Here is a 13,192-nt window from a genome sequence, read left to right as displayed (position 1 = left end):
AACGACGCCGTTACTTGTTCGGTTGCGGCGTGATGCGCAGATACGGCTTGAGGACCGTGTGGCCCTTGGGGAACTTCTGCTTGATGACGTCCGGATCCTGAATGGAGGGCAGAATGACCACGTCGTTGCCCTGCGTCCAGTTGGCCGGCGTCGCCACGGAGTGGCTGTCGGTGAGCTGCAGCGAGTCGATGACGCGCAGTACTTCGTCGAAGTGGCGGCCGGTGCTCGCCGGGTAGGTGAAGGTCGCGCGCACCTTCTTGTTGGGATCGATGATGAACACGGAGCGCACGGTCAGCGTGTCGTTCGCCTCGGGGTGAATCATGTCGTAGAGCGTGGCCACCTTGCGATCGGCGTCGCCGAGGATGGGGTAGTTCAACTTCGTCTTCTGCGTCTCCTCGATGTCTGCGGTCCAGCGCTTGTGCGAGTCGACGTCGTCCACGCTCACGGCGAGGACCTTCACGTTTCGCTTGTCGAACTCGGGCTTCAATTTCGCCGCGGTGCCGAGCTCCGTCGTGCACACCGGGGTGAAGTCCTTCGGGTGCGAGAAAAGCACCGCCCAGCTATTCCCGATCCACTCGTGGAACGAGATGGACCCTTCGGTCGACTGCTGCGTGAAATCGGGCGCAATGCTTCCAATGCGAATGGTCATGGCAGGCTCCTTCGGTCCGGTATACTAGAGCACCGTCTATAATAACGGATACCTCGACCGACAAGCGGGACCTTGAAGAAGCGGAAGCTCAGCGTCACGGTCCTGCCCGGGAACGCGAACGACTTGGCGGCCTGGGCGCGCCCTTACCGTACGAACACGTCCATCGCGATGTTCTTGTTGGGCGACTCGCCCTCGTGCTTCCAGACCGAGAGTTGCCGCACCAAATGCATCCCCTCGTTGTTGCCGCACGCCCAGTAGATGGCGGGGTACTTGTCGGTGATGGCGCAGGAGAAGCCCAGGGTCTTGTCGTTGGCGAACACGCCCGTCCAGCGCGCCACTTGCGCCGCCGTGCCGAGGGACTCCATGCCCGCATTCGCCAAGAGGCCCTTGCGCAGGTTCGTGATGGGCTCCGAGTCGCGGGTGCTCGTGATCGATTGGTCCGGCTTGCCGCTCTCGCGCACGTGCACCTGGCTGGAACGTGCGGCGAGCGCCTTCATGCGATCGGGGCTCATGTACTTCTTTTTGCCGGGCGCGATCTCTTCTTTGGAAGAGGCCGGGGTGAGATCGTCCGGGCCGCTGTCGTTCGTGGTGGCCAGAATGAGCGTCCAGCCGCCGCCGTCGTACGCCATATCGCAATAGGCGGTGACGTCGCTCTCGCCGTCGGGGCTCATGAGGTACACACCGTTGGGCAGCGCGGGTACGTCCTTGTGCAGTTCGTTGCAGCTCGGCAGGAGCGCGCAGGTGACCTCGACGTCGAGCACGTTCTTGTCGCCCGCGGTCCCTTCGCCGCCCTTCACGTTGCAGCGCTGGTACGTCTCCGTCGGTTGTCCCTTTACGGAAACCGAATAGGTCGTCCCCGCCGCGACGCCGGTCGAAAAGACGAAGGGGCCATCCTCCGCGATGGCCAATTCGTCGGCGCCGTTGATCTGCAAGGTCAGGCCATGGCCCAGGAGTCCGCTGACCCGACCGCCGACCTTGCGCAGCTCCCCGGGTTTCGGATTTTGGTTGGGCCCACCATCGCCGCCGGACGCACCGGCACCAAAGCCACCTTCCTCGAGACCGCATGCTGCGAGACCGATGCACCCCACCCAAACGACGAACGCGGCTTTTCTCTGAGACGAGCGTGGCTTTTTGGACGACATGGACAGCTCATCCCAGCATGATTCATTCTGCTCCGACCGTCACCTCCTTGATGGGACGCAACGCTCTACTGCGCGAGCCGCTTGTCGGGTTCGCTCGACCGCCGGCTCGAGCAACGCTCTGACCTGCGCGGTTAATTGCGGCCCGGCTGTTTCGGGACGTCCCGTTCCGAAGGGCGGCTCCGGTGCATATTCAAAAATAAGCTCCTGCTGTTTGGCATAGTCCGCACCGCGTAGTTCGGCCGAGACCGTGAGTCCGAAGTCGAGGCCCGCGGTGACGCCACCGCCGGTGATGCGATTGCGGTCGCGCACCACCCTGTCGGCAACGGGGATGGCGCCGACCAGCGGCAGCACGTCGCGGTATGCCCAGTGGGTGGCCGCGCGGTAGCCACAGAGAAGCCCCGCCGCCCCGAGGAGCAAGGAGCCCGTGCACACACTGGTCACGAAGCGCGCCCGCTCACCGCGGTGACGCAGAAACGCGAGGATCTCGGGATCGTTCATCATGCGCCACGTGCCGCTGCCGCCGGGCACGAAGAGCACGTCGAGCTGCTTCGGGCAATCGCGGAGCGCGGTCGTTGCCTGAATGCCAAGTTGGCTGTCGCTGGTGACCACCGCGACCTCCTTCCACAACACGTGCACGCGCACATTCCCCAACGAGCCGAAGACGAGCTGGGGCCCCACGAAGTCCTGCGAGGTAAACTCGGGATACAGAAGCATCCCTATTTGCAATTCCTTGGAATCCTTCGCCTCGAGCTCCTGCGCCTCCGTCGATGCCGCCACCCGCGACTCCTCACCAGGCTCGAACGAACACCCTGCCAGCAACGCCGATATCCCCGCCCCAAAATGCCGCCGACTCATATCCATGGTCAGACCTCCTGGTAATCCCACGTTTCTAAAACGCGAATACGGAGAGCCCCGTGCGGCACATCGTCGCTGCGTCACATTGCCGCGCGGCAACGGCTAAAGAATGGGAATTGAACAGGGAGGGGGGGAGGCGGGGGAGATTAACAACGCGAATCCCACCGCGCACCGAAGCTTCTTTTGTTTTTCAGTGGGCTCAGTAGGCCCATTGAAAACCAAAAAAAGCCTCGGTGCGCGGTGGGATTTGTGCCGTTAACCTCCCCGCCTCCCCCCCTCCCTGTTCAATCCTCTCTTCTTAGGAGCCGAGTTGGCGGCTGGCGAAGAAGGCGTCGGAGTCGATGCCGAAGGCGCGGATGTTCAGCTTTTCGAAGATGTCTTCTGCGCGGCGGGCGTACGATTCCGCTTCGGCGGTGATGTTCGGGTCGGCGTGGAACTTCGAGGCTGCGCGAAGCATGTCGGCGTAGGCGCGGCAGCTGCGGGCGAGTTCCACGTCGTTGCCGCTTTCCTCGAAGATGCCAATCGATTGCAAAAGGTACGATTGTGCGTCTTTTTGCCAATCGCCGCCCGCACTTCCCTCCGCGCTGACCTCGGCCAGAGCGCGCAGGGCAATGCCGACTTCCACCTTGTTCTGAATTTCGTTGAAGATATCCACCGCGCGCATCATGCAATCGCGCGCCTTGGTGTATTCGCGGCGCACCAGGTAGGCGCGGCCGAGACCGCGCACGGCCTCGGCGAGGCCGATCTTGTCGCCCAGTTCGTCGGCAAGCTCCTCGGCCTGTTTCAAATAGAAAATGGCCTTTTCCGCCTCGCCGACCCGGTTGAGGATCTTTCCCAAGTTGGTGAGCACCAGGGCGATGCGGTTGCGATCCGCCGTGCCCTTGGCCACGTCGTAGGCCTCTTGGAAGAGGGCGCGCGCGCGGTGGTCGTCTTGCTGATCCTGCGCGACCATGCCCAGATCATTCAGGCTGATGGCCACGCCGACCAAGTCGCCAATCTCGCGACGGATCTGCAAGGCCTGCTCGAAGCATTCGATCGCGCGGCTGAACTGCCCCGAGTCTTGGTACACCTTTCCGCAATTGTTGAGCGAAAGGGCAATCGAGCGCCGGTCGCCGATTTGCCGGCGCATGGCCAGGGCGCGCTCGGTGTACTCCAGGGCGCGGTGGTAATCGCCGCGCAGCCAATGCAGCTTTCCGATGTCGTCCACCGTGCTGGCGATGCCGCGCTCGTCCTCCGATTCGGCGAACAGCGCAAGTGCCGAGTCGAGGTGCCGCTTGGCTTCGTCGAGCTGGCCGGTGTCGCGATAGAGGCGGCCGATGCGGCCGTGGGCGGCGCCGCCGCGCGCGCGCAGGTCGAGCCGGTACGCGCGGGTGAGCATCTCGCGGAAGGCGTTGAGCGCGTCCTCGTTGCGGCCGAGGGCCTGGAGCACGTCGCCGTAATGGTGCAATCCGAAAATGCGCTGATCGGGATTCGCTTCGATGCCCGCGCCGCTCAAAAGGGACAATCCCAATGCGTAATACTCGACGGCCTTCGTATTGGAATAACGCGAGCGCGCCACGTCCCCCGCTTCGAGGAACGCCGCCGCCGCCTGCGAGGGCGCCCCGGCCGATTCGCGGTGCCGGGCCAGCATCCCCACCGTTTCCTCGTGGGCGTGCACTTGCGCTTTGAACGAGAGCCAATCCGCAATTTGCGCATGGTAGCGCCGTGCGGTGAGCGGCGGCGTCAACTTGACCAAGGCCTCGCGCTCCAAGTTGTGCTTGAAGACGTATTCCTCGTCGTGCGTGAACGTGCTGTCCGGCAATTTGAGGATGTAATCGCGCTCGTTCAATTCGCGCAGCATCTGACGGATGCGCACGATGTCCGGCGAATCCCCGGCGGCCCAAATGTCCGGCGTCGGATGGTCCAGGCGGTGAATGGCCACGAGCCCGCCGAGCCAGAACACCGCCCCCATGGCCGCAGCGCGCTCCAGCAAATCGCGCTCGGCCGGGGCCAGCGCGGCGATGCGCGCCTGCACGGCGTCTTCGACGGTGAGCGGAAGGCGCACGCTGGAAAGCTTGTCGACGTGGACGCGCCAGCGATCTTCCTCCGCCAACTCGTCTTCGGCTTCGAGCACCCCCATGTCGAGGAAGATGCGCACCATCTGCTCGAGCAACGCCGGGTTGCCTCCCGCCAGGGTGCACGCCGCCACATTCAGGTCCTCGCGCCCCGGATCGTCGCCGGCAGGGGCGAGCAGATCGTTCATGGCCAGCTGCGCATCGCCATCGGACAGCGGCGAGAGCTCCATCCAGTGGTGCCGTCCGGCGCCGTGCGAAAACCACGTATCGCGGCGGGCAAGGATCTCCGGGCGCGCCATGCACAAGACCAGGATGGGCGCCTGCAGGTTGTCGATGAGGTAGCTCAGGAGATCGAGCGACTCGTCGGGGGCGTGGTGCAAATCGTCGAACACGAGGACGAAGGGTGCAGTCGCCCCAGGACCCGTCTGCGGGCCCGCTCCTGAATACCCACCGGCCGAAGGCGGCACGTGCACGCCGGCGTCGGCCTCGAGGAAATGCTTGATGATCGCGCGCCGGAGCAGCACCACCTCGGGGTTCGCGCTCTCCACCGCGTGAACCAGCGGCGATGCCGGGAAATCCAGCCCGACGAGCTTTCCCAGGAAGTAACAGAGGTCGCCCACGTTCGCGTCGTCGAGGACGCTGCTCACCTGGGTGCGGAGCTGCGCCATCGCAGCCTCGGGCTCCATGCCTTCGCCCAACCCGAAACGCGCGCGCAAGATGCGCGAGAAGACGCCGTACGGCTCGTCGTCTTCGCGGGCGGCGCTGCGAAACACGCGCGGGGCCTTATCCTGCTGCGCGCGCATCTTGATGAGAAAATCGCGCACGAGCCGCGTTTTTCCGATTCCCGCGGCGCCCAGGATGGTAACCGTGCGCGCACGGCCTTTGTCGCGCACGTTGCGAATCGCATCGTGCAGCTCGTGCATCTCCGCCGCGCGACCGACGAGCGTGGCTCGATGCTCACCCGGGGCGAAATTTGGAGCAAAACCTAGCGATTCGGCCATGGATGGTCCGTCATTCTATCATTCTTGTGGGGCCGTGAGCCCGGTATGGCTACAGGTCGCCGTCCGCGTCGTCGATGGCATCGGACGAATCGGTGGATTCCTGGGAGGGCACCGCCAAGACGGCCGCCGGAGGTTCGTAGGGCTTCTTGGGAGAGGGAGGAGGGTTCGCCTTGCCGCCGCGGTTGCGCTCGTGCGCCGCAGGGCCCTTCTTGGCCCATCTTCCCTGCGGAAATTCGATGCACTCGTGCATGCCCGACGGGCAGCCGATGCGCACGTGAAAGTGATCGTCGTGCGGCAACGAGCCGCGCGGTTGCATCAAAAGCTCCGCCGCGCGATGGCGCACCGCGGGGGGTGCACCGATGCGCGCCGCATACGCGAGAAGCCGCGCGCGCAGTGGCGCCGCCACGAAAATATGGCTCACACGCGCTTCCTTGTCGGTGACCAACGCAGTGACCAGGAGCCAATTGCGCGCATCATCGAAGGTGGCCCCCGGCCATGTGGGGGCCGTCCCATCTGCGCGGAAGGGCACGAAACTGCTGGCGACCACCGGCTTGCCCAGATGGTTCTTCACGTAAAACAAGATGTCCGCATCGCGCCCGCTCTCGTGCGACGCGTGCCGATCGACCTCGCCGCCCCCTGGCCGCGAGAGATGCCCGACCGTGAGCACCGCATCGGAATACTTGCGCCTCACCTGCCGCGCCGCCCGGTCGATCATCGTCACCAGTGGCGCGAGCCCCCAGCGCACGTCGCTGTTCGCACAAGATGGCACGATACGCAGGTACGAGGTCTCCTCCACCTGCATCCCGCCGATGAGATGCCCCGTGGTGGGCGACCCCACACTGCGCCCGACCCGCATGGCCGCCGCACTCAACGCCGCATGCCCACCGTGCACCGTGTGCGGCACGGAGAGATGCGCCAGTTGCGTATGCGCGGCCGCCGGCCATGCCGCCACCGAAAGGGTGAGCACCACGGCGCAGACCGCCACGACAAGGCCAGGCCGCACGTGCACCATGCCCCCACCGAAGCACGCCGCCCCCCAGCGGGCCAAGAAAACGCCACGGCCCGATCTGCACGTTGACGTTGACGTCTTACGTTGACGTTGACGTAGTCGTTGACGGCGACGGCGACGTAGACGACATAACGTCATCGTCGTCGTTGACCAGCCTCTGCCATGCGGCACCGCGGAGTCGCCACCGATAGCCGCGGGGCGTCAACGACGACGTCCACGTTTTGACGTCTACGTCGCCGTCGCCGTCAACGTTCACGTCAACGTCAACGTCAACGTCATTACCCATATCTACCGATGGGTGGACCTTGCCTCTCGACGCACTGACAAGGGTCGGGCTAGGTTGCACACCAAGGAGGCTTCCGTGGACAAGGTAGTCAAGAACGCCCGAGAGGCGTGCGCCGACATTCGAAGCGGCGCGACGATACTTGCGGGCGGGTTCGGGCTTTGCGGCATCCCCGAAAACTGTATCCGCGCCCTGAGAGAACTCGGGCCCAAAGACCTCACGTTCGTCTCGAACAACTGCGGCGTCGACGACTTCGGCCTCGGGATCCTGCTGGCCAACAAGCAGATCGTGAAAATGGTCTCGAGTTACGTCGGCGAAAACAAGGAGTTCGAGCGCCAATACCTCTCCGGCGAGCTCGAGGTCGAGCTCGTGCCGCAAGGCACCCTCGCCGAGCGCCTTCGCGCCGGCGGCGCCGGAATACCTGCGTTCTACACGCCCACCGGCGCCGGAACCGCGGTGAGCGACGGCGGTCTTCCGTTGAAGTACGCCGCCGACGGCTCCGTGGCCAAGGCCTCGCCGCCCAAAGAGGTGCGCGAGTTCAACGGGCGCCCCTACGTCCTCGAGCATGCCATCCGCGGCGACTTCTCCATCGTGAAAGCGTGGAAGGGTGACCGCTTCGGCAACCTCGTCTTCCGCCACACCGCGATGAACTTCAACCCGATGATCGCGTCGGCGGGGAACTTCACCATCGCCGAGGTCGAGGAAATCGTCCCGGTGGGCGCGCTCGAACCGTCGCAGATCCACACGCCGGGCATCTACGTGCACCGCATCTTCCAGGGGACGAACTACGAGAAGCGCATCGAGCGCCGCACGGTGAGGGCCTGACCATGCTTACCCGCGAACAAATCGCCCAGCGCGCCGCCCAGGAACTCCGGGATGGCTTCTACGTCAACCTCGGCATCGGCATGCCCACCCTGGTGGCAAACTACATCCCGCAAGGTGTCGAGGTCGTGCTCCAGAGCGAAAACGGCTTGCTCGGCATCGGCCCCTACCCCACCGCCGCCGAAGTCGACCCCGATCTCATCAACGCCGGCAAAGAAACGGTGACCATGCTCCCCGGCTCGGCGATCTTCTCCAGCGCGGAAAGCTTCGGGCAAATCCGCGGCGGCCACATCGATTTGGCCATCCTCGGTGCCATGCAGGTCTCCGAGGCGGGCGATCTCGCCAACTGGATGATCCCTGGCAAAATGGTCAAAGGCATGGGCGGCGCGATGGATCTCGTGGCGAGCGCCAAACGCGTGGTCGTCATCATGGATCACGCAGCCAAGGGGGGCGCGCCGAAGATCCTCCGCGAGTGCAACCTGCCCCTGACCGGCCGCCGGGTCGTTCATCGCATCATCACCGACTTGGCCACCATCGACGTCACACCCGACGGGCTCGTTTTGCGCGAAGTCGCACCTGGGGTGAGTGCACGCGAGGTGCAGGAGAAAACCGAGCCCACCCTCAAGGTCCCGAGCGACCTGGCGCAAATGTCGTTGTAATATGTGACTCCGTGCGACCTGTTGCACGGAGCGATCGTGACGCGCTCGTTGTGCTGCTCGAGTTGACCGAGCAGCTCACCGACGGGCGCCGCTTGGAAGACGCGCTCCAAACGGTGACCGATGCCGCACTTCGCCTCTTGCCTGGCGACCATGCGTCCATTCGGCTGCTCGACGCCTCGCACCACGAGCTACTCGTGGGTGCGAGGTCGGGCGAGGGCCGACAGCAGAAGCCGATGACCTTCCGCAGGGGTGAAGGTCTCATCGGCTGGGTGGTGGAGCACGCCGAGGGCATCATCGTCGACGACGTGCACGAGGATCCGCGCTTCTTGCCCGACCGCACGCCGAATCAGCAACAGGGATTTCACATTCGGTCCTTGCTGGCCGAACCCCTTTGGTCCGCGGGAAGCGTGATTGGCGTCCTGTCGGTGTCGTCGCCCGATCCCGCGCGATTCACCTTGGATCATCAGCTTCTTGCGCGGCTTCTGGCCAACTGCTCGACCCCGCCCATCGAGCGTTCGCGCCTCGGGCGCCTGGCGATGACCGACGATCTGACCCTGGCGTACAACCAACGCTACCTGACCCCGCGCCTCCACGAAGAGATGGAGCGCTCCCGCCGCACCGGCAGCCCGTTGAGCATGCTGCTGATGGACTTGGACCACTTCAAACGCGTCAACGATCACTACGGCCACGCGACGGGCGACGCCGTGCTGCGCATCTTCGCCGACCGCGTGCGCGCGGTGGTGCGCCGCATCGATGTGTTCATCCGCCGCGGGGGCGAAGAGTTCACGCTCATCATGCCGGCCACCAGCCGCGCCAACGCGCACGCCACCGCCGAGCGCATCCGCCTCAACTTGAGCGAGCAGCCCATCGACATCTCCCACGACGACGTGCTCACGCAAACCGTGAGCATCGGCGTGGCCACCTGGGACGGCGAGGAGACCTTGCAGTCGTTCCAGCAGCGCGCGGACATGGCCATGTACCGCGCGAAGGAGATGGGCCGGAATCAGTCGGTGGTCGCTTAGTAGGGTTTAGGGTTTAGGGTTTAGGGCGCTGCGGTCGTCCTTCTTTTCCGCGGCCTTCACCGGCATCCCACGCCACGCTTCGGCGTAGTTGCACCCGGGATTCCACATCAGCCAACCGGTGCTCCCGGATTTCTCGGCCTCGGTGGCTTCCGTAAGTAGGTATTTGGGTCCGTAGTTCGGGGCGCGCCAGCCGAAGGCCTGAAGCCAGGGTCGCACCACGGCCATCCCCTGCCCTTGGTCCTGCGCCTTGCCCAATTTGACCAAGGTCTCGCGGGTGCCAATCCCGACGATCTCGGGGTGCGTGCCCGGGGCGTCCCAGCCCATGAAGCCCTTGTCGTAGTGGGCCGGGTAGGTCATCGGCGAAAGCGCTTCCACCTCGGGGCCGAGCAAGGTGATGTCCTGCCCCAGGTTGTGCACGTCCTCCATCGTACCGGTGGCCGTCACGCCGAAGATGTCCAGCGACAGGGGCACGTTGTGCGCCTTGGTCACGCGGTGCACCTTGCGCACGAACTCGACGATGACCTTTTCGCGCGAGCCATCGGCGGGCGGGAGCACGGCATTGCCCAACCCGCGCTGGACCGGAAAGCGCACGTAGTCGAGTTGAATCTCGTCCGCCCCGGCGGCCATTTGCTCCTTGGCCAGCTCGACGATGTAGTCCTGCGCCTCCTCGTTCGCCGGGTCCAGCCAGTCGACCGGGTACGGCCCACCCCACTTGCCACGAATCGACAGACGCGGCGCCTTCACCGACGCCCACGGATCGTGGAAGCAGGCGATGCGCATGATGACGCGCACACCGCGCGCATGCGCAAATCGGATCGCGCGAGCCAGATCGACGATGGGCGCCCGCCGCGTGGCGTTCGTCTCGACGGCCACGGCCACCTTCGACGGATACGTGACGGGCCCCTCGTAGTCTTTGCCATCGAGCACGACCGCGTTCATGCCGTGGGAGGCCACGCGATCGAGCGTCTCGATCCAAGGTTTCGCCGCCATGGCGCCGACCAGGAAGATGCCGCGCAACGTCTTGTCCTCGGGCCAGCCAAGGCGATCGTGCTCCGGATCCTTGTACGGCTCGGAGAGCACGTGGGGGATCTCCACGGTGCCCGACAGCCGCGGGCTCTTCTTCTTCAACTCCTTTTCCAAGTCGTCCGCGAGGTAGACATCGGTGATGTCGAGGTACGCCTTGGCGATGCTCAGATGCGTGTCCTTCGGACCGACCTTGTGCACCACGCGGGGCTTGTCCCCATCTTCGATCGACCCTCCGGATGGAAGTCGCGCTTGAAGCCAAGTGCGAAACTCCGCACGCGGATCCTTTTTCTCCACGTCGTCCGTGGGACGTCGGGCCTCCTCCGCACGGTGAACCGCGGAGAGCTCCAGGTGCGCACCATTTTCCGCACCTGTTTTTTCCGGGCCGACGGCAGGATGCGCCACCTCCGTGGCGCCGCCGTGGCCGCCGCACGCCGACGCAATCGTTAGGAAAATTCCCGCGAGACCCACCCGTAAGGGCATTGCACTCTGCATCGTTCGAAAGGATTCCGCTCCTCGAGCGAATGGGCAACAATTTGTGCTAGGACAGGGCACCCACGTGATGGACTGGCCGAGCCGAAAAGCATCCGAGCTGGATGCGAGCGAGAAGAAAAGTTTCGGAAAAGGCGTTTTCCGGAAGTGCGACGGATGCGGGGTCACCATCCCCACCGAAACCCTCCACGCCAACTTCGAAGTGTGCCCTGACTGCGGACAGCACCACAAGCTCGCCGCGCCGCGTTGGCGGGACCTGCTGCTGGACCGTGGCGAACTGGAGGAGTGGGACGCGCATCTCAAGCCCACCGACCCTCTTCAATTCTCCGACGGCAAGCCGTACCACGAGCGCGTTGCCGCCACCCAGAAGGCCTCACGCGCCAGCGACGCCATCGAGATCGGGCGTGGCAGCGTCGGCGAGCACCCCGTCGCCTGGGGAGCGTTTCTATTCAGTTTCATGGGCGGGTCCATGGGGTCCGTCGTCGGAGAGAAGATCACCCGACTCTTCGAGCGTGCGACGAGCAGTCGCCTTCCGGTCGTCCTGCTGCAGGCCTCCGGCGGAGCACGCATGCAGGAAGGCATCTTCAGCTTGATGCAGATGGCCAAGACGGTCGCCGCCCTCGAACGGCATCGCGCGGCGCGCCTTCCGTACATCAGCGTCCTTCTGCATCCGACCACCGGCGGTGTCGCGGCCAGCTTCGCGCTCCTCGGTGACGTGAACATTGCCGAGCCCAAAGCCCTCATCGGCTTCGCCGGCCCCCGCGTCATCGAGACCACCATCCGCCAAAAGCTCCCCGAGGGCTTCCAGCGCAGCGAGTTCTTGCTCGCCCACGGCATGATCGACCGCATCACCAGCCGCCTCCAGATGAAGGAGGAGATCTCGCTCTTGCTCGGTCACTTCGCGCCCTTCGTGCGCCCCGCGCGCCCGTCCGAGTTGAATACCGCGGAGTAGGCCTTTGGGCGACCGTCTCAAGGCCGCCCTCGAAGGGCTCTATGGCCGTGCTCCGCGCGGCATGGACCTGGGCCTGGATGCGATACGTGCATCCTGCACGCGATTCGGCTTCCCCGAGCGGAGCTTTCCCGCGGTGCACATCGCCGGCACCAACGGCAAAGGCTCCACGTCGGCCATGGTCGAGCGCATCGCCCGCGAGGCCGGTCTCAAAACGGGCCTCTACACGTCACCGCACCTGCATCGCTTCGCCGAGCGCATTCGCATCGGCGGTGAGCCCTTGGAGGATGCGACCCTGGCGACCATCCTGAGCGACGTCCTCGCGCGCGAGCTCGGGCTCACCTTCTTCGAGGTGGCCACGCTCACGGCGTTTTTGGCCTTTCGCGAGGCCAAGGTCGACCTGGCGGTGCTCGAGGTGGGGATCGGTGGCCGGCTCGATGCCACCAACGTGATCCCTCCGCCGCGCGCCGCGGCCATCACGCGCATCGCCTTCGACCATCAGGACAAGCTGGGCGAGACCTTGCCGCTCATCGCGCGCGAGAAGGCGGGCATCGCCAAACCGGGGGTCGACGTGATCCTCGGACCGATGGAGGCCGACGTCGAAGCCGCGATCGCCGAGGTGGCGCACGGCGTGGGCGCCACGACATCCCGCGCACGGGAGCTCACCGCCGGCGTCGCGATCGAGCACATCGGCCTCGCCGGCGCGCACCAAGAGGACAACGCGCGCATCGCCTGGGCCATCGGCGAGCGCTTGGGGATCGCGCGCGAGATCATCGCGCGCGGCATCGCCAACGTCACGTGGGCCGGCCGCCTCGAGCGCCTGGAGACGGCCGATGGCCCCGTGCTTCTCGATGCCGCGCACAACCCCGACGGCATGGAGGCCCTCGCGCAGCAGTTGGCCGCGTGGAAGATCGACCCCGCGAACATCGCGCTCGTCTTCGGTGCCCTCGCCGACAAGGCGTGGCCCGTGATGATCGATCGCATCGGTCCCTTTGCGTCCACGCGCATCTACGTGCGCCCGCCCTCCAACACGCCGCGTGGCCCGGCCGATCCCGCTGACATCGCCGCACGCTGCCCCGGCGAGACCGCCGACTCGTTCGAGGAAGCACTCGCGCGGGCACGGAGCAAGGTTTCGCGCGGCCTGGTGCTCGTCACCGGTTCCATTTTTCTCGTGGGCGAGGCCCGCGGGAAAATCCTTGGCATCACGGGGGATCCGGCCCTAGCACTCTGAG

Annotated in this window: 11 protein-coding genes; 5 read left to right on the top strand and 6 right to left on the bottom strand. The window is 65.3% G+C overall.

What is annotated here, in order from left to right:
- Positions 1-10: 10 nt before the first annotated feature.
- The 5 genes from LVJ94_11400 to LVJ94_11380 form a co-directional block, all read right to left on the bottom strand.
- Positions 11-649 (bottom strand): peroxiredoxin, encoded by a 639-nt coding sequence (locus LVJ94_11400; protein ID WXB07835.1) that lies wholly within the window; start codon positions 647-649, stop codon positions 11-13.
- A 143-nt stretch (positions 650-792) separates the two neighbouring features.
- Entirely contained in the window at positions 793-1,791 is a 999-nt protein-coding gene (locus LVJ94_11395; protein ID WXB07834.1) for a hypothetical protein, read from the bottom strand.
- 39 nt (positions 1,792-1,830) lie between these two features.
- Positions 1,831-2,652: a DJ-1/PfpI family protein gene (locus LVJ94_11390; GenBank protein ID WXB07833.1), complete on the bottom strand. Its 822-nt coding sequence runs from the start codon at positions 2,650-2,652 to the stop codon at positions 1,831-1,833.
- Positions 2,653-2,944: 292 nt separating this feature from the next.
- Positions 2,945-5,701 (bottom strand): tetratricopeptide repeat protein, encoded by a 2,757-nt coding sequence (locus LVJ94_11385; protein WXB07832.1) that lies wholly within the window; start codon positions 5,699-5,701, stop codon positions 2,945-2,947.
- 49 nt (positions 5,702-5,750) lie between these two features.
- Positions 5,751-6,704, bottom strand: coding sequence for a penicillin-insensitive murein endopeptidase (locus LVJ94_11380; protein WXB07831.1), 954 nt, complete (start codon positions 6,702-6,704; stop codon positions 5,751-5,753).
- A 367-nt stretch (positions 6,705-7,071) separates the two neighbouring features.
- Here LVJ94_11380 and LVJ94_11375 point away from each other — a divergent pair, with 367 nt between their 5' ends.
- From LVJ94_11375 to LVJ94_11365, 3 genes are read left to right on the top strand one after another with little or no spacing between them, the layout of a single operon-like run.
- Positions 7,072-7,818 (top strand): CoA transferase subunit A, encoded by a 747-nt coding sequence (locus LVJ94_11375; GenBank protein WXB07830.1) that lies wholly within the window; start codon positions 7,072-7,074, stop codon positions 7,816-7,818.
- Between the two features lie 2 nt (positions 7,819-7,820).
- Positions 7,821-8,474, top strand: coding sequence for a CoA transferase subunit B (locus LVJ94_11370; protein WXB07829.1), 654 nt, complete (start codon positions 7,821-7,823; stop codon positions 8,472-8,474).
- Positions 8,475-8,485: 11 nt separating this feature from the next.
- Positions 8,486-9,496 carry a sensor domain-containing diguanylate cyclase gene (locus LVJ94_11365; protein WXB07828.1) on the top strand — a complete coding sequence of 337 codons (1,011 nt, stop codon included), beginning with the start codon at positions 8,486-8,488 and terminating at the stop codon, positions 9,494-9,496.
- A 6-nt stretch (positions 9,497-9,502) separates the two neighbouring features.
- On the opposite strand, the gene LVJ94_11360 is transcribed toward LVJ94_11365, so the two are convergent.
- Positions 9,503-11,002, bottom strand: coding sequence for a putative glycoside hydrolase (locus LVJ94_11360; protein ID WXB07827.1), 1,500 nt, complete (start codon positions 11,000-11,002; stop codon positions 9,503-9,505).
- A gap of 79 nt (positions 11,003-11,081) precedes the next feature.
- Between LVJ94_11360 and accD the strand changes: the two genes are divergently transcribed.
- Positions 11,082-11,963: an acetyl-CoA carboxylase, carboxyltransferase subunit beta gene (accD, locus tag LVJ94_11355; GenBank protein WXB10706.1), complete on the top strand. Its 882-nt coding sequence runs from the start codon at positions 11,082-11,084 to the stop codon at positions 11,961-11,963.
- A 4-nt stretch (positions 11,964-11,967) separates the two neighbouring features.
- Positions 11,968-13,191, top strand: coding sequence for a bifunctional folylpolyglutamate synthase/dihydrofolate synthase (locus LVJ94_11350; protein ID WXB07826.1), 1,224 nt, complete (start codon positions 11,968-11,970; stop codon positions 13,189-13,191).
- Position 13,192 lies beyond the last annotated feature (1 nt).

This window comes from Sorangiineae bacterium MSr11367 (assembly GCA_037157805.1).
GTDB lineage: Bacteria > Myxococcota_A > Polyangia > Polyangiales > Polyangiaceae > Pendulispora > Pendulispora rubella.
The sequence above is the reverse complement of the archived record's forward strand: the minus strand, read 5'-3'. Positions and strand labels throughout refer to the sequence as shown.

Coding starts and splice junctions, on each gene's coding strand:
- LVJ94_11400 (WXB07835.1), bottom strand. CDS start 649: ATGACCATTCGCATTGGAAGCATTGCGCCCGATTTCACGCAGCAGTCG.
- LVJ94_11395 (WXB07834.1), bottom strand. CDS start 1,791: ATGTCGTCCAAAAAGCCACGCTCGTCTCAGAGAAAAGCCGCGTTCGTC.
- LVJ94_11390 (WXB07833.1), bottom strand. CDS start 2,652: ATGGATATGAGTCGGCGGCATTTTGGGGCGGGGATATCGGCGTTGCTG.
- LVJ94_11385 (WXB07832.1), bottom strand. CDS start 5,701: ATGGCCGAATCGCTAGGTTTTGCTCCAAATTTCGCCCCGGGTGAGCAT.
- LVJ94_11370 (WXB07829.1), top strand. CDS start 7,821: ATGCTTACCCGCGAACAAATCGCCCAGCGCGCCGCCCAGGAACTCCGG.
- LVJ94_11360 (WXB07827.1), bottom strand. CDS start 11,002: ATGCCCTTACGGGTGGGTCTCGCGGGAATTTTCCTAACGATTGCGTCG.
- accD (WXB10706.1), top strand. CDS start 11,082: ATGGACTGGCCGAGCCGAAAAGCATCCGAGCTGGATGCGAGCGAGAAG.